Annotated in this window: 17 protein-coding genes; 10 read left to right on the forward strand and 7 right to left on the reverse strand. The window is 36.4% G+C overall.

Features of this window, described 5'->3' with window-relative positions:
- Positions 1-406 precede the first annotated feature (406 nt).
- From MKX96_RS18065 to MKX96_RS18085, 5 genes are all read left to right on the forward strand, one after another.
- Positions 407-1,363, forward strand: a complete 957-nt coding sequence (locus tag MKX96_RS18065; RefSeq protein ID WP_340886338.1) for an ABC transporter permease — start codon at positions 407-409, stop codon at positions 1,361-1,363.
- Positions 1,350-2,306 carry an iron chelate uptake ABC transporter family permease subunit gene (locus MKX96_RS18070; protein WP_169359282.1) on the forward strand — a complete coding sequence of 319 codons (957 nt, stop codon included), beginning with the start codon at positions 1,350-1,352 and terminating at the stop codon, positions 2,304-2,306. The genes MKX96_RS18065 and MKX96_RS18070 overlap by 14 nt, the downstream gene beginning before the upstream one ends.
- Positions 2,303-3,067, forward strand: coding sequence for an iron ABC transporter ATP-binding protein (locus MKX96_RS18075; RefSeq protein WP_340886341.1), 765 nt, complete (start codon positions 2,303-2,305; stop codon positions 3,065-3,067). The genes MKX96_RS18070 and MKX96_RS18075 overlap by 4 nt, the downstream gene beginning before the upstream one ends.
- Positions 3,068-3,279: 212 nt before the next feature.
- Entirely contained in the window at positions 3,280-4,320 is a 1,041-nt protein-coding gene (locus tag MKX96_RS18080; protein WP_340886345.1) for a siderophore ABC transporter substrate-binding protein, read from the forward strand.
- 454 nt (positions 4,321-4,774) lie between these two features.
- A complete protein-coding gene (locus MKX96_RS18085; protein WP_340886348.1) occupies positions 4,775-6,484 on the forward strand; it encodes a hypothetical protein in 1,710 nt (569 codons plus the stop codon).
- Between the two features lie 328 nt (positions 6,485-6,812).
- On the opposite strand, the gene MKX96_RS18090 is transcribed toward MKX96_RS18085, so the two are convergent.
- Positions 6,813-7,241 carry a hypothetical protein gene (locus MKX96_RS18090; protein WP_340886350.1) on the reverse strand — a complete coding sequence of 143 codons (429 nt, stop codon included), beginning with the start codon at positions 7,239-7,241 and terminating at the stop codon, positions 6,813-6,815.
- Positions 7,242-7,455: 214 nt separating this feature from the next.
- Between MKX96_RS18090 and MKX96_RS18095 the strand changes: the two genes are divergently transcribed.
- Positions 7,456-9,114, forward strand: a complete 1,659-nt coding sequence (locus MKX96_RS18095) for a hypothetical protein (protein WP_340886353.1) — start codon at positions 7,456-7,458, stop codon at positions 9,112-9,114.
- A 36-nt stretch (positions 9,115-9,150) separates the two neighbouring features.
- Here MKX96_RS18095 and MKX96_RS18100 read toward each other — a convergent pair whose 3' ends face one another.
- On the reverse strand, positions 9,151-9,396 hold the full coding sequence (locus MKX96_RS18100) for a spore coat protein (protein WP_340886951.1): 246 nt from the start codon (positions 9,394-9,396) through the stop codon (positions 9,151-9,153).
- Positions 9,397-9,522: 126 nt separating this feature from the next.
- On the opposite strand from MKX96_RS18100, the gene MKX96_RS18105 reads away from it, so the two are divergent.
- The 3 genes from MKX96_RS18105 to MKX96_RS18115 all read left to right on the forward strand — a co-directional run bounded on the left by MKX96_RS18105 (position 9,523) and on the right by MKX96_RS18115 (position 11,789).
- Complete coding sequence (locus MKX96_RS18105) at positions 9,523-10,254, forward strand: SDR family NAD(P)-dependent oxidoreductase (RefSeq protein WP_340886355.1); 732 nt, start codon at positions 9,523-9,525, stop codon at positions 10,252-10,254.
- Between the two features lie 79 nt (positions 10,255-10,333).
- A complete protein-coding gene (locus MKX96_RS18110) occupies positions 10,334-11,155 on the forward strand; it encodes a phytoene/squalene synthase family protein (protein ID WP_340886359.1) in 822 nt (273 codons plus the stop codon).
- Positions 11,156-11,348: 193 nt separating this feature from the next.
- Positions 11,349-11,789: a cell wall hydrolase gene (locus tag MKX96_RS18115; RefSeq protein WP_169359273.1), complete on the forward strand. Its 441-nt coding sequence runs from the start codon at positions 11,349-11,351 to the stop codon at positions 11,787-11,789.
- 296 nt (positions 11,790-12,085) lie between these two features.
- Here the strand turns inward: MKX96_RS18115 and MKX96_RS18120 are convergent, their stop codons facing one another.
- From MKX96_RS18120 to MKX96_RS18140, 5 genes are all read right to left on the reverse strand, one after another.
- Positions 12,086-13,420 (reverse strand): NAD(P)-binding domain-containing protein, encoded by a 1,335-nt coding sequence (locus MKX96_RS18120; RefSeq protein ID WP_340886363.1) that lies wholly within the window; start codon positions 13,418-13,420, stop codon positions 12,086-12,088.
- Between the two features lie 71 nt (positions 13,421-13,491).
- Positions 13,492-13,938, reverse strand: a complete 447-nt coding sequence (locus tag MKX96_RS18125; RefSeq protein ID WP_298469291.1) for a MarR family winged helix-turn-helix transcriptional regulator — start codon at positions 13,936-13,938, stop codon at positions 13,492-13,494.
- Positions 13,939-14,027: 89 nt separating this feature from the next.
- Positions 14,028-14,447, reverse strand: a complete 420-nt coding sequence (gene arsC, locus MKX96_RS18130; RefSeq protein ID WP_340886366.1) for an arsenate reductase (thioredoxin) — start codon at positions 14,445-14,447, stop codon at positions 14,028-14,030.
- 23 nt (positions 14,448-14,470) lie between these two features.
- The gene (locus tag MKX96_RS18135) at positions 14,471-15,766 is read right to left on the reverse strand and encodes an arsenic transporter (RefSeq protein ID WP_340886367.1); all 1,296 of its coding nucleotides are present in this window, start codon (positions 15,764-15,766) and stop codon (positions 14,471-14,473) included.
- A gap of 18 nt (positions 15,767-15,784) precedes the next feature.
- Positions 15,785-16,120 (reverse strand): ArsR/SmtB family transcription factor, encoded by a 336-nt coding sequence (locus tag MKX96_RS18140; protein ID WP_340886369.1) that lies wholly within the window; start codon positions 16,118-16,120, stop codon positions 15,785-15,787.
- A gap of 137 nt (positions 16,121-16,257) precedes the next feature.
- On the opposite strand from MKX96_RS18140, the gene MKX96_RS18145 reads away from it, so the two are divergent.
- Entirely contained in the window at positions 16,258-16,683 is a 426-nt protein-coding gene (locus tag MKX96_RS18145; RefSeq protein WP_340886372.1) for a GatB/YqeY domain-containing protein, read from the forward strand.
- Positions 16,684-16,724 lie beyond the last annotated feature (41 nt).

Genomic DNA, 16,724 nt, shown 5'->3' on the forward strand with positions numbered 1-16,724 from the left:
TGGAATATTAAGAGCAGTTTTTTCATATTCTCATCATAGTGAAAGGTAGCAAATGTTGAAATATGCATATGTAATCTACATAGAAGTTTCTTTGTTTTCATAACTAAACTTTGCAATTTAAATACGAATTTAATCTTTTTTATAATTGTGCCTGCAGGTAGCTATTAGGTCTAAAAAACTAGAGTTCTCAAGTTAAATGTCCTACCCTAAACTATATTTTAAAACATATGTTCATAAACTAACGTCAATTTATAATTTTAGAGTACAAAGAATTGTTGAAATTAACAATGTAATTGAGTAGTACATGTTGATTTTACTATATTCGTTGTTTATAATGAAAGACGACTCAATAATGATAATCGTTATCAACAAAGTTGAGAAATATATTTTTTTATGGGGATTACAAATGAGATTATGGATATTAGTAGTAGCAACTATTATCCTATCCTTTATTTCGCTATTTATAGGTGCCATTGATATAAAACCGAGTGATCTGCTTGATTTGGACTCCCAGAAGACCCAAATCTTTATAATGAGTCGATTGCCACGTTTAATGGCAATTATTTTAGCTGGTGCAGGAATGGGTATTGCAGGCTTAATTATGCAAAGTTTAAGTCGGAACAAGTTCGTATCACCGACAACGGCCGGTACGCTGGATGCAGCGAAACTAGGGGTCATTGTTTCGATGATATTCTTTACAAATATGTCTTATATGGGACAGATTTTCTTTAGTTTTTCATTTGCACTAATCGGTACGTTTATTTTTATGCAGCTGCTTGAGCGTATTAAATTCAAGGATGTTATGTTCGTACCTTTAATTGGTATTATGTATGGTAATATCATTGGTGCCATTTCCACATTCTTAGGATACGAAGCAGATGTCTTACAAAATGTAGATTCATTCTTCTTAGGGAGCTTTACACTAATTGTTTCTGGACGCTATGAACTACTATACGTAGCCGTACCTGCCATTATTATAGCTTATATTTACGCAAACAAATTCACTGTAGCAGGCATGGGTGAGGACTTTGCAAAAAACTTAGGTTTAAGTTATCGTACAGTGTTAAATATAGGTCTTGTCATTGTAGCTATTATTTCTACAACGGTCGTTTTAACGGTAGGTATTATACCGTTTTTAGGTTTAATCGTTCCGAACCTCGTTTCTTTGTATTTAGGAGATAATTTACGCAAGACAATACCGCATACTATTTTCATGGGAGCAGCATTCTTACTCGCATGTGATATTATCAGCCGTCTAATAGTTCATCCCTATGAGATTCCGGTAAATACAACAGTTGCCGTAATCGGCAGTGCGATCTTCTTAATTATGTTGTTTAGGGGGAAAGCATATGCGAAAAAATAGTAAGAAGCTAATTATTTTGGCTGTTATTGCATTAGTATGTATGGCATTGTTTGCATTTTACAATATTCAGGGTGGCTTTAGTTATGCCTTTCCAAAGCGTGTGGAACGTTTAGCTGCAATGGTAATCACGGGTACTGCAATTGCCTATGCAACGATTATATTCCAGACGGTAACACATAATCGTTTATTAACACCTTCCGTAATGGGCGTTGACTCTATGTATGAGGTAGTACAAACGGTGATTTACTTTACAGCAGGCTCTGCTTCTTTATTCGTCGTAAATCGTTATTTGAACTTTAGCGTATCGATTATGGCGATGATCATTTTCGCAGTGCTTTTATATCGTTTCCTATTCCGAGCAGATAAGTATCCAATCTTCCTTCTACTATTAGCAGGTATGATCATTGGGACTTTGCTAGGAAGTCTAGTGACATTTATGCAGGTCATCATTGATCCTGTTGAATATGAAAGTTTACAAGCTCGGTTGTTTGCAAGCTTTATGAATGTGAAAACCGAATTATTACTGATTGCCATGGTTATACTAGGACTGGCATTTTTGTATGGCTCTAGGTTGTTAAAAGATTTAAATGTTGTTTCGTTAGGACGAGACAATGCCATTAACCTCGGTGTTAATTATGACAAGATTGTTCTACAAGTTTTGATTTTATCTTCTGTGTTAATAGCTACTTCCACAGCGCTAGTTGGTCCTGTTACATTCTTAGGACTAATCGTAGCAAACGTAGCTTATCAATTTTTAGATACGTATAAGCATTCTGTATTAATTGTTGGAGCAAGCTTGATTAGTATTATCGGCCTTGTCGGAGGACAATTTATCGTGCAGCATGTGTTTCATTTAAATACAACTATTAGTGTCATCATTAACTTTGTCGGTGGGATTTACTTTATTTACTTATTACTAAAGGAAAGTAGGAAAGCAGCATGATAGAAATTAAAGAGCTTTCTAAAAGCTTTGGGAAAAAACCGGTCGTTGAAAATGTAACACTAAAAATACAACCAAAAGCAATCACTTCTTTTATTGGACCAAATGGTGCAGGTAAATCCACATTGTTATCCATGGTAAGCCGCCTTTTAGATGCGGATACAGGGGAAGTATTTTTAGATCAAACGGATGTAAAGAAAATGAAATCGAATAACTTTGCAAAGCGTGTGGCTATTTTAAAGCAGGCCAATCATTTAAACATCCGTTTAACTGTACGCGAGCTTGTTGCTTTTGGTCGCTATCCTTATTCAAAAGGGAGACTAAATACAGAGGACGAGAAGTTGGTAGATCAAGCACTGGAGTATTTGAATTTAACAGATATGCAAGATAAGTTTCTGGATGAGTTATCAGGTGGTCAAAGGCAGCGTGCTTTTATTTCCATGGTAATTGCTCAAGATACGGAATATATCTTATTGGATGAGCCGTTAAACAATCTAGACATGAAACATTCTGTACAAATCATGAAAATCTTACGTAAACTCGTAGATGACTTAGGAAAAACTGTAGTTATTGTATTACATGACATTAACTTTGCTTCTGTTTATTCTGATCGTATCGTTGCACTTAAAGAAGGCCGCCTTGTAAAGGATGGTCCAACACATGAGATTATCAATTCCGAAGCTTTACGTGATGTCTACGATATGGATATCCCTGTACAAGTGCAAGATGGGTGTCGTATTTGCGTGTACTTTAATTCCCAATAACTCTATAGGACTCTTTTTAGCAAGTAACCAGGAGATTCATGTACGTGCATAAGTCAGACACTTATGCACGTGTTTCATGAGGCTAAATGAGAATGATAATTAATTGCAGAAATCAGTTGACAAATTTTGAAGGTTTCATTTAAACTAGAGTTAGAAATGAAAATGATAATCATTTTCAATTAAAGTAAGTATATTTTAGGAGGAAAAGAAAGATGAAAAAATGGAAGTTTTTAACTGCTGTTGCAGCCTTAACATTAATGCTAGGAGCATGTAACTCAGATGATGATTCAGCAACTGGTGAATCTACAGAGAAAGATTCAACTTCAGCAGCAACTGATACGGCTGAAAAATCTGCATTTCCAATGAAAATATCTTCTTTGACAGCTTCAAGCGAAGATGAAGAAAAAGGAACAACAATTACATTTGAAGATGTAACATTAGATAAAATGCCTGAACGCATTATCACTTTAGATTATGGTTTCTTGGATACACTGGATGCACTTGGAGTAGAAGGAATTGTAGGAATCGCAGCTAACGGTGGTAAAGGTAACATCCCACCACATTTAAAAGAAAAATATGTAGTTGACGGTGTAGCTGATGTTGGTACGCTAAAACAAATCGACTTTGAAGCAGTAGCAGCTGCTGAACCAGATGTTATTTTCATCTCAGGTCGTCAAGCACCATTCTATGAGGAATTAAAAGAAATTACACCAAATGTAGTATTCATAGGTTCTGACAATGAAAATTATATTAACGCTGTAAATGAAACAGTTGACTTAGCAGCTCAAATCTTTGATAAAGAAACAGAAGCTGAAAAACTAAAAGCAGATCTACAAGCAAAAGTGGATGAAGTGAAAGAAAAAGCAGCAGGTTATGAAAATGCATTAGTAGCAATGTACAATGACAAAAAAATCTCTGGTTTCGATAACGGAGCAGATTCTCGTTTTGCATATGTGTACAATGACTTTGGTTTCAAACCAGCAACTACTGATATTGAGGCATCATCTCATGGTTCAGATTTCTCTTATGAATCAGTTCTTTCTGTAGATCCAGAAGTTTTATTAATAATTGACCGTACAGCTTCTGATGTAGAAACAATTAAAGCTGATATTGAAAATGATATTATTAAACAAACTCGCGCTTACAAAGAAGGTAAAATCGTGTACTTAGACGGTGTTAACTGGTACTTCTCAAGCAACGGTGTAACTACTGAAACAGAAAAATTAGATGAAATCTTAAATGAGTTAAAATAATCTCATAAAAAGATTCAAATCATAGCCAAATAAACCCTATAAGATAGACACTTTGAAAAAAGGTCATCTTATAGGGTTTTTTTTAATAGCGGGGTGAGCGATAAGCCATCACCCATCGCTTACGCGCGTGGTTGTGATAGCTTTCATCCCACCGCGGAGTCGCCACCTCCCGCTACAATCAATACAGCGAGTGTCCGTTAATTAATCGAAGGAATACTACAATCTTTCAAACAAGTTCCATCCATCTGCGTTTAGAAAATATGAGATGATTCTCTTAACAAATCATTAACTGGTCTTGTATGGTGAATAATACTTTAGAGTTAACCGGATTGGAAAGAGATGAATCACATCTTTGAGTGGATTTTTTTTACCATTATACAATCTTAGGCAAATCTATTAGTATATTAATATATAGTTTTTATAAGATTCTTAATAGGATGAGGAGAGCAATTAAGTGAATAAATGTAATATTTTTGCGACGGTTATTATTTTAACTGTTCTTATGATGACAATGCCTAGCACAGGCAATGCAGCTACCCTTTCACAAGCAGAGAAGTTGGTTCAAAAAGCTGAGAGTGCTGCAACGATATTAAAATGGGAAATCTCTCTAGAACATAGAAAGGTTAAGTATTCAGATCCCGTGACATTACCAAATATGAATTTATACAATGATACAAAACGTGCAAGGCAATTAGCATACGATGCGATCAAAAGTCTCCCCTCTCAAGAGAAAGAGAAGTTAACTAAAAGAATGGAGAGTAATGTGGATATCCACTTTACCAGGTCAATGGCGTACATAGATGCTATAAAGTCTGGGAATAAAATCATAGTAAAAAAAGATGATCTTAATGATGCCTATAGATTAAACCCGTTAGGTAAGCAAACAGAAAAGGCTTATCATGATTTATCGAGCGAAATTAGAAAGCAGGCGATATTACTATATCGTGTATACGGTAAGTCAACGAGGGATGCTATTTTAGAAAGATATAAAAGCCCAGGAGAAAAAGCCAGACAATCTACCATGTATGCCATAAGCGCAAACATAGAGATTGACCGGTTTCAGCAATTAATTGCTAATAATAAAACCAAAGAAGAACTACTTTTAACTGCCAAGCAAATTCAGGCCACTGTTAACAAAATACAAGATGAAAACGCTCGACAACTATTACTAAATAAATTAGATGAGGCTAAAAAGACCATTCCAGGAATCAACCTGTTCGATTATGATGAGTTCTTTTATTTATCCGATTTAATTCGGGAGGTAGTGATTCATCCATCCCAGCCTATTATTTATGCTTTAAACGAAAATAAAGATGTTTTAAAGATAAATTATAAAACAGGTGAAATTCAGCGACTTACAATGAATCTAGTTCCCGAAACTATCTATTTATATAATAATGAGCTGTATGTTGCTTTACTAAAAGGGACACGTAGTACTTATATAGAATATCAAAATGGGGCTATCGCTATAATTGATACGGTTAATTTTAAAGTGGTGGAACAGTTTGATATTAATATCGATCCTTTTGATATAGTGGCAGATGACAAGTCTATATATATATCAAGCGGTTCTGGTCAACATTCAAATATCCTGGGATATTCAAGGGAGACACTACTCGAAACTTCCAAGAGCAGCATGTCTGTATATCAGGATAGTTATATAGTAATGCATCCAAATTTAGATAGAATTTATGCCATTGATACAACTGTTAGTCCAAGAGATATTGAAAATCACCTTATTGAAAATGGTAAAGTAACAACAGGGTACGATTCACCTTATCACGGTGATTACTCACTAAATACAAATATAAGCATTTCACCGGATGGAAAATATATTTTTAACGGTTCCGGTGTCATTATGGTTGCTTCAGATTCAAAGGCAATGAATATGACGTATCTAACAAAGCTATATACCCCCTTTGAACAAATTACCTATAACATGGATGATGGGCTCTTCTATACAAGCAATAGAAAAAATATAGAGGTTTACAATTATGCCACAATGGAAAGAGTTCAGAGTTATACAATGAGTGGATATATCAAAAATATATTTTATCAAAATGGGAGATTGGTGGTTGTTTCTACTGAAACATTATATTCTTCAAAACTTCCAAAACACGCCATAAAAACGTACAAGGTGGAAGGCGATAAAATTATACAATGATGAAAGTCGTTTCAGCTAATTAAAATTAACGGTTAGATATAGGGAAAATAATAGAAAAGAACCTTGTGTAAAATTCGATTGTTCCAGTATAGAGAAACTTGCCAATGCTAATGAGTTACCATTTTCTGTGCAAATGGGAGTGATAGTGACAGAATTAATACTGTCCATCTCTCTAAGGGCTTTTTAATATTTTCGAGGTTTTCACATGAAAACACACATGATTCACTGATTTATCTTCAACGCCGATACATAACCGTAACATAGCCTGAATAAAAAAAGACTGTAATATATCCAACATTATTCATGGAGGAAGTATTACAGTTTTTTATTAGTAAAAGGGAGCTTCAAAATAAAAGTCAGCTTTTTCTCTAAGGTTTTGAGGATTTAGTTTATCGAAATTGACCTTTAAAAGCTTCTCCTGTGTAAAATCTATTTTGAATACGCCATAGTTTATATTTTCCCCATTTTCTTTTTCATACGGTATTTCAACTACAAGTGTAAGATTCTGCACCTTGTCTTGCATTTGTATTTCTTGCAAAAGTAGTATGCAACTATCAAGTAAATCAGCTTTAAATTCTTCTACTGTTTCATCCATAAAAGCTAAGGTAGTTACAACAACTTTTAAATTTCCATTTTTTTCATTAAATTCTATCGTTTTAACTGCTTGTTCTGGAATTTCAACCCGATGGCCAAAATAACCAATAATGGCCTCGTTCATTTGGTCTTCTAGAGAAAAATCTTTACTTTCATTTTCCAAGCTATTGTTCTGATTTGAACAGCTTGCAAGGATTAACAGGGATATAAGTATAGTTAGTATTCTTTTTAAATTATTGCTCCCTTAATCATTAGATTCTTGTAAATTATAATGGGAATTAAATAAGTTTGAAAGAATTATTTAATTTATTAGCTTGAAACCATTTCTTCTTTCGACCGTATATTGAAGTATGAACAAAAGAAAGAAGGATGAATAAATGGCTTTTGTATTTATTATTTCAGCCGTAGTCGCAGTATTCACTGCATTATTAGTAGTCCCACTTGGCGGCGGTCGTAAGGATAAAGTGTCTTCTATTGCTTTACTTGCAATCCTAACGTTCGTTGTAGTCGCAATCATATACTATGTAACAAATTTAGATAGAAACTGGACTGCCCTATGGCCGTGGCTAGTATTGATCACCTTTGCAGGAACGTTTTTGGCAAGAGGTGTAGAACAAAAGGTAAAAGGTTTCCTTTTACTAGGAAGCTTAGCTTTAGCAATTTATATGCTATCAGCACCTGTGTGGAATGCTGATAAAAAGTATGAAGTAGCAAAAATGGATGAAGAAGTTGAAATTGAGGCATTCGATGAAACAAAAACACCAGCGAGTGTTCCTCCTAAGTTTGCGCGTAACAAAATGAAGAAGGCATTTGGCCAAGTACCAGATACAAGCTACTATGAATTAGGTAATTTACAAATTCAAAAGGTAGATGGCAAGTACGTATATATCGCACCGGTAGAATTTTCAGGATTTTTTAAATGGTGGAATGGGGATGTCACTCCAGGTTATTTTACAATGAGTGCAACTGATTCAGCGGATAATCCTAAATTTGTGAAATCCCAAATGACCTATACACCATCGTCATTTCTTCATAAAAACTTAGAAAGACATATGCGTATGAAGCATCCGACTAAAATTTTCTATGGAGATGCCCAATTAGAAATTGATGAAGATGGAAAACCATACTATATTCGTTCATACGGTAAATTTATCACTGCACGTAATGGCTTTGATGTAGAGGGGATCGTTGTTGTAGACCCAGCTACAGGACAAACGGAATCATTTGCTTTAGCAGATGTACCCGAATTTATTGATGGTGCTGTTTCACCAGAGACGGTAAGCTTACAAAACAGTTACTATGGAAAGTATGTGCATGGGTTTATTAATAGCTTGATCGGTAAAAAAGAAGTGAAGCTTCCTTCAGACGAAGGAACGGAGGCTAATGTAAGTCCAATCTTCACTGAAAACGGAGAAATGTATTATTTTACAGATTTCACTAGCCCAAAAGAAGGCGTGGACTCTATGCTTGGTTACTCCTTAACTGACGGTCGAACTGGTAAAGCAACCTATTACACTGGTAACCTAGAGGATTCCTATATGGACTCACAAGGTGCACTTCAAATTATTGAAAAGAAATTTATTGAAAAGAAATGGTCTGGAGAAATGCCTGTTCTCTATAATTTTTATGGAGAAGCAAGCTGGCTAACACCAGTATTAGACTCAAACGGGTTTTTACAAAACTACTTTATCGTGTCAGCAGCGAACCCGGAAATCTCTGTTTACGGGAATACGCCAAATGAAGCGTTAAAACTTTATAAAACAGCTATTCAGCGTGGCGGAAGCACTGTAGACGGTAGTTCTAGCGCCGAGGAAAAATCAGTGTCTGGTACAGTAGTTCGTGTATTTAAAGAACGTGTAGGAGACTTCACGCAAGTATCGTTCCTGCTAGACAATAAAGCAAATTACATTGTCTCTTCAGAAATGGCACCATTCGTTGTGTATATGGAAGTGGGCGACAAGGTACAGGTGAAGTATCTAGAGACAGGCGAGCTGTTCTTACCAGTGAAAGAAGTAAAGATAGAGGGCATTGAGTAGTACTATAAAAAGGGATTTGGAGTTATCTCCGAATCCCTATTTTTTGGCTAAATTTAAGGCAATATCAGCTTTTTCTAAATCATGCTCCATTTGTTCGTTTAAATCATACGCGTGATACATTTCATTTTTAATCATGTATTGTGCGATTTTATCATGTGTATCAATGGCATTATCCATCTCACGACGTAGCAGCTTCTTAATAGAAGGAGTCGCAGTTTCCGTAATTGCAGTAGCAAGGTTTCTAACAGCTGCCTTAGAAGTAATTAATAAATCGGTAGCAATTACCCCCTTTTTTTCTTTTAATCCATTTCAATCTTTAATTTAAATATAAAAAGAGAGAAGGACATTTGAAAGGAGACAGAAGGAAGGATATTCTAATAGAAGCAGTTAATAAAGGGAGGACTAACAATGGACGTATTTATCGTAACTGGATCTACTAGCGGGATCGGACAAGAGCTAGTAAAACAACTAATTGATAAAAATAAAAGAGTGTTTGGTATTGCAAGGGGAGAAAGTAAGCTTGAACATCCTAATTATCATCACGTTCTATTAGATTTAGCAACAACTGAAAAGGTAGCAGAAACTCTAGAAGAGCTGTTGAATAACGTGATAGAAGAGGCAACATCGTTGACCCTTATCAATAATGCAGGAACCATTGAGCCAATTGGGACAGCTGGAGAGATAGATTCTAATCTAGTGGCAAAAAGCATTGCGGTAAACCTCACTGCACCTATGATATTAACTGGAACGTTTATAAGAATGACAGAACAAAAAGAAGTTCCGAAAAAAATTATGCAAATTTCTTCTGGCGCTGGTCGAAATGGGTATGAGGGATGGAGCAGCTATTGTGCTGGGAAGGCAGGACTTGATCGTTTTACAGAAGCAGTACAGCTAGAGGAATCGAGGAAAACAAATGGTGTAAAGCTAGTATCTATTGCTCCGGGAATTATTGATACGAATATGCAAGGGAAGATTCGGGATGCCAAAGAAAGTGAATTTGCGTTAGTAAATAAATTTAGAGAGTATAAAGTGACTGGTCAGCTAAGTAGTGCAGAGGAAGTTGCATCCAAGCTGATAGGTTTTTTGGTAAGTGATCAATATTATACTAGTGAAGTTGTAACAGATTTACGACAACTGTAAGGAGTCATTTTATCTTTTAGGTAAAATCCGATACAATAGAGGGTATAGAATCTTGAACGTGAAATGGAGGCGCCTAGTTGTGCGTGAAGTAGCAACATTACAAAAAGAAGCAATGGATATGCTAAAGAAAACAAGCAGAACCTTTTATATTCCAATTACTTTTTTAGAGCCCACTCTGAAAAAAGCGGTTGCTTCTGCATACCTTTGTATGCGTGCAATTGATGAGATTGAAGACCACGAAACATTGGATGCACTAGTAAAACAACATTTATTGTTCGAAACTAGCAAGATGCTTGTAAATGGTTTTGATAAAAAAGGGTATGAACTGCTTGTAGCTCCGTATCAGGAACAATTACCAGCAGTTTCCCTCCGACTTGGCGACTGGCTTGAAATCTGTCCAACAGATTTAGCGGAGACAGTTAAGACCTATACTGCTGAAATGGCGGAAGGAATGGCGAAGTGGGTTGAGAAGGAATGGCAAGTAAAAACAAAAGAAGACTTAGATGAGTATACCTACTATGTAGCTGGACTTGTTGGCGTAATGCTTTCTGATCTATGGAAGTGGAATGCAGATATTGAAACCGACCGAGATTTAGCGGTAGCGTACGGGAGAGGCTTGCAAGCAGTAAACATATTAAGAAATAAAGACGAAGACAAAGAGCGAGGGGTACAATTCTTCCCCGAGGGATGGACACGAGCGGATATGTTTGAATATGCGGAGGACAACCTATCTAAAGCGGACGAGTATATAAAAAGCATTAACCGTAAAAGCATCCTGTTATTCTGCAAGCTACCACTTGCGCTAGCACATAAAACATTAAAAGCGTTGAAGAGCGGTAAAGAAAAAATGAGTCGCTCTGAAGTAGAAGAAACAGTGGTTGAAGTACAGGCAGAAGTTTAAAAGTGTATAGACTAAAGCAATCTCGAGATGTAGTGTCTCGAGATTTTTTAATAGGCTGATTTAAAGGAAAAGGTTTATAACCTAAATGAATAGGGAGTATCGATCCCTATTCATATGGTTACTTGTTTTAAAGGGTGTGGTATAAAATGACATAATTTGGGCTTTTATCATATAGTATCTAGGGGGTGAAAAAATGGCTAGAGTTAAATACCGAGATAAAGATGTTGACCTCATGGCAAGGATGATGAGAGCAGAAGCTGAAGGTGAAGGTAAGCAAGGGATGTTATATGTTGGAAATGTAATTGTAAACCGTGCTAAAGCTGATTGTTTAGACTTTAGAGATGTAAGGTCTATTGAGGATGTCATTTTTCAGGTACAAGGGGGCAATTATTCTTTTGAAGCCGTTCAAAAAGGTAATTTATTTTATGAAAGAGCGAGAGGTACTGAAAAAAAGTTAGCAAAGCAGGCTTTGGATTACTGGAGAGAACACCCAGCAAAATATGCATTATGGTATTTTAATCCATACGCTCCGTGCCCTCCGACTTGGTATGGTCAACCTTTTTCTGGTCAATATAAAGATCATTGTTTTTATGAACCAGCAGCTGGAACATGCGAAAGCGTTTATATAGGTTAGGTTATATAGTATTTTAAATCTGGAGTTTTAGTTGAATTTAATGTTCTTCAATAAGTCTATTTATAAGGCATATTCAGATAAAATGAATATGTCTATTTTTGAGCATATTTATCGAGCATAGTTTCATAAATCACTGGAGATAGATGAAAATATAGCAGTCATTACTAAATAAAGGACTTATATTTCAAAAAAAACACCTCCGATTGAAAATTGAAGGTAACGTATACCCATTTTCCAACGAAAGGTGTTTTTATTTGTCTAATGTAATCCAAGCTAAAATTATATATGAGCAAAGCTTAACAACAGCTAGAAGTAGGGTCTTGAATATTCACACTGCAAACTCCCGTTTCAGGTAAATCTAACTCTACCTTTTTGGCTGCAGCTATATCTCCAGTTATATAGGCTACAATAGAACGTACTTGCTCGTATCCTGTGGCCATTAGAAAAGTAGGTGCCCGACCATAACTTTTCATCCCAACAATATAGTAGTTCTTTTCAGGCTGTCTTAATTCCTCTTCTCCATGGGGGCGAACAGTTCCGCAGCTATGGATATTTGGATCAATTAATGGGGCAATCGCAGTCACGCTTTCAGTTACTGGATCGATATCCAATCGAATCTCTCTTGTTAAAGAAAAATCTGGTCGACTACCTGTGTTTGCAATAATTTCATCGATGGGAGGTAGAGTGGTAACCTGGCCCTTAGATTCACCTTCTATAATGATTCCATTTTCTGTTTTTGCTAAGTGATGAATAAGAAATGGTGTGAATACCCGCACTTTGCCGGCATCTACTAGCTGGTGTACTTTACTGCCTAATTCACCTCTAGCTGCCAGGGCATCCTTGTCTTCTCCTCCAAATGCCGCTTCTACGTTTCTCTTTCTCATAATCCATATGATTTCAATTTCTTCATCTAATTGAGCTAGCTCTAAAATCGAATTAATAGCTGAATGACCACCACCAACAACTGCTACTCGTTTTCCTTTATATTTGTCTAGAGCAGAGCCATGTACATTAGGAATTCCGTAATAAATATGATCTTTTAAATCTTTTTCAGCGTTTGTCCATATGTTGTCGGCATTAACTGGATTGGGAGAAGACCACGTTCCAGTTGCGTCAATAACTGCTCGTGCCTCTATTCTCTTTAATTGTCCTGCTTGCTCCACGTACAAAATGAAGGGTACATCTGATCGATTGGCAGTTTTCATCTTGTCTAATCCCTTTTTGCTAATGGATACTACTTTCGTGTTAAGCGAAAGTGAAGACTTTATTTCGGGTATTTTTGCTAAAGGCTCTAAATAGCTGCTAATTAGTTCTTTACCTAAAGGAAGATGCTCAGGATTTGGTGCAATCCATCCCTGTTTCTCCAACAATTTCTCCGCAACCTTATCTACATTATATTGCCATGGAGAAAATAAACGTACATGTTCCCAAGAAGAAATATGGTGTCCAACAGTACTTCCAGCTTCAAGAACGATAAAGTGTTCTCCTGCATTTACTAAGTGAGCAGCTGCTGCCAAGCCGATGGGGCCAGCACCGATAATGGCTATAGGTAGTTCTTTGTTTGGTTCAATCTTTTCAGGAGTGGAAGAACAGCATCCTGTGTTAATCGGCGTTAATTTAATTTGATTCATTATAGTAACCTCCAGTAATTTATTTGTAATTTGCAACTATATAATATTTTATTAAGCAAGCTTTCGCTTGCTCAAAGTAACGGAGTACAGCATACCGTGGATTTAGCCATTGCCTGATTCAATAATTGAATGGAGCGTATGACAGTTTCTTTTTCAAACTCATTCATATGTGAAAATACTTCCTCTAAATAATCATTCATCGATTGATCGATTGTTGTAGCGACAAACTTTCCTTGAGTGGTTAAAGAAAGCAGGTACACTCTTTTGTCTTTAGGTGATGGACATTTCTTTACTAATTCCATTTTAATTAATGTTTGAATCTGTCGACTAAAGGTAGTGATATCCACTGCAAGAATATCTGCAATTTGTTGCATAGAACGATCGGGGTGTTTATCAATTTCGTATAAAATGTGGCTTTGAATAGTTGAAATATCAACAGAACCTACTGAACAACAATTTTTGTTTAATAGTCCAAAGCGACGCGTAAGTATTTGAAATAGCTCCCGTTTGTTATCCATGTAGTTCACCTCTATTAAAGTATATGGTCATTACTTGTAAAGTGCAACTAATTAATAAAAATTTCGAGCGTAAGTGCTCGAAATCATACTTATTCACCCGTTTTCGCGAAGTGCCTGATTCTTTCTCCAATCTCATCGCGAACTCGTTGGAAGACGCTCCATTTTTCTTCTTCAGATCCTTTTGCTTTAGCAGGGTCATCAAATCCCCAATGTACTCTTTTCACATGGGGTGGTGTTACTGGACATTTGTCGGCAGCATCGCCACATAGAGTAACGACTAATTCGGCGTGATGGAGTGTGTCCATGTCAATAAGATCTGAGGTTTGATTGGAAATATTGATATCTACCTCATTCATGGCCTTTATAGCATTAGGATTAAGGCCGTGTGCTTCAATTCCAGCACTTTTTACAATCCATTCGTCACTTAAATATTGTTTTGCCCAACCCTCAGCCATTTGACTTCTGCAAGAATTGCCGGTGCATAAAAAATAAATTATTTTACTGGTCATTATAGTTTGCTCCTCTAGGTTTATTAATAGGCTAATAAAGAAAAATATAGGCCTAATAGTGTGATGAATAGAATAGGGATTGTTAACATGAGACCTGTTTTAAAATAGATTCCCCAAGATATTTTAACGCCTTTTTGAGAAAGGACATGCAGCCATACAAGTGTTGCAAGAGACCCGATAGGTGTAATTTTTGGTCCCAAATCAGAGCCAATAATATTGGCATAAATAAGTGCCTCTCGGATTGTACCAGTAGTATTCGTCTCGGCGATTGCAAGTGCATCAATCATTACCGTTGGCATATTGTTCATAATGGATGATAGAAACGCAGCGATGAAACCCATAGACATGGTTGCAGTAAATAAGCCATATCCAGCAGCAGTATCAATAACCCCCGCCAAGGCATGAGTCAATCCTGCATTTCCTAGTCCGTAAACAACTACATACATACCAATAGAAAAGAAGACAATATTCCATGGTGCACCTTTAATTACCGTGCGAGTATCGACAACTGAACTCTTTCTTGCCATAACGATAAAAAATATGGCAACCACGCCAGCTACAAATGAAACAGGTAACCCTATAAACTCACTTGTGAAATAGCCGACTAATAGAATAGCAAGCACATACCAGGACAAGCGGAACATAGACGTATCTTTTATAGCCTCCTTAGGCTGTTTGAGCATGGTTAAATCGTACGTTCTCGGAATACTTTTTCTAAAGTAAAACAGTAAAACTGTAATAGTGGCAATTAAAGAAAATATATTTGGCAAAATCATGCGAGATGCATATTCTATAAATCCAATGCCAAAGAAATCAGCAGAAACGATATTTACTAGATTACTGACGACAAAGGGTAAAGAAGTCGTATCGGCTATAAAACCACTAGCCATAATAAAAGGAAAAATCATTTTCTCTGTAAAATTTAAGTTGCGAACCATTGCCAATACGATAGGGGTAAGGATCAAAGCAGCTCCATCATTAGCAAAGAACGCCGCAACTACCGCCCCTAGTAGACTGACATAGACAAACATTTTAATACCATTGCTTTTTGCTACTCTAGCCATATGAAGGGCAGCCCATTCAAATAGACCAATTTCATCTAAAATCAATGAAATTAGAATGATTGCTATAAAAGATAGGGTGGCATTCCAGGTGATGTCTATTACTGTTAGGACATCATTAAATCCGACAACGCCAACTAACAATGCGACAACAGCTCCTGCGCAGGCAGACCAGCCGATATTCAAGCCTCTAGGCTGCCAAATGACAAAAATCAAAGTAACGATAAAAATAGTTGCTGCTAAAATAAGTGGTGACAATATAGAAACCTCCAATAATTACTTACATGAAATACGTCTTCCTTGTTCCTCTAGCTGTTCCAGGTAAAAGTCTTGATTTGGCAAATGTTCGAGCAAGCTTTTTACGAGTGAAAAGAGCTCCTGATTTCTATTGAGGGAATAAATAATCCATTGGCCTCTTCTAGTCTCTTGAACTAAGCCTGCATCCTTTAGCTTTTTTAAATGCTGACTAATTGCAGGCTGACTCGTCTTGAAAATCTCCACAAATTCGCAAACACAGTAATCATGTGATTCAAGCATTTTAAGCATAGTAAGTCTTGTTTTATCACCGAGTAGCTTGAAAAGATTCGCAGCACGTTCGATTTCTTGTTCCAAGAGTAATCCATCCTTTATATAAGCGTTTGCTTATATAATACCTTGCTTATATGCTCGGTGCAACTAAATTTTACAGTAGGAGAAGAGGTGGACTATAATAAAATATATGGAACGTAAAGTAGAAGGGAAGTATTTAAATGTTAAAAACAGCAGTATTTGAACAATTGAAGCAAGCGATGCGTGATAAAGATGTGTTATCAAAAGGTGTATTGACTCTTTTAAAAGCAGCTTTAGATAAAGCTGAAAAAGAAAAAGGTGCTACTCTAACGCAAGAAGAGGAAGTAGCAGTGGTAAATCGTGAAGTAAAACAAACGAACCAAGCATTAGATGGAGCCAAAGATGCGGGGCGTGAAGATTTAATTGAGAAAGAGGAAGCGAAGCTAGAATTATTAAAGAGCTTCTTGCCTAAACAATTAAGTGAAGAAGAAATTGCTGCGGCTCTTACAGAAGCAGGGGTTACTAAGGGAATGAACATGGGTGACGCTATGAAAATTGCTAAACCTTTGCTTTCAGGAAAAGCAGATGGAGCAACAATGTCTAAAGTAGTTAAAAGCTTAATCTAAAAAAAGGAGGGGCGTGACTCAAAAAGTCATGCCCCTCCTCG

This window comes from Psychrobacillus sp. FSL W7-1493 (genome assembly GCF_038004905.1).
In the GTDB taxonomy this organism is placed as follows: domain Bacteria; phylum Bacillota; class Bacilli; order Bacillales_A; family Planococcaceae; genus Psychrobacillus.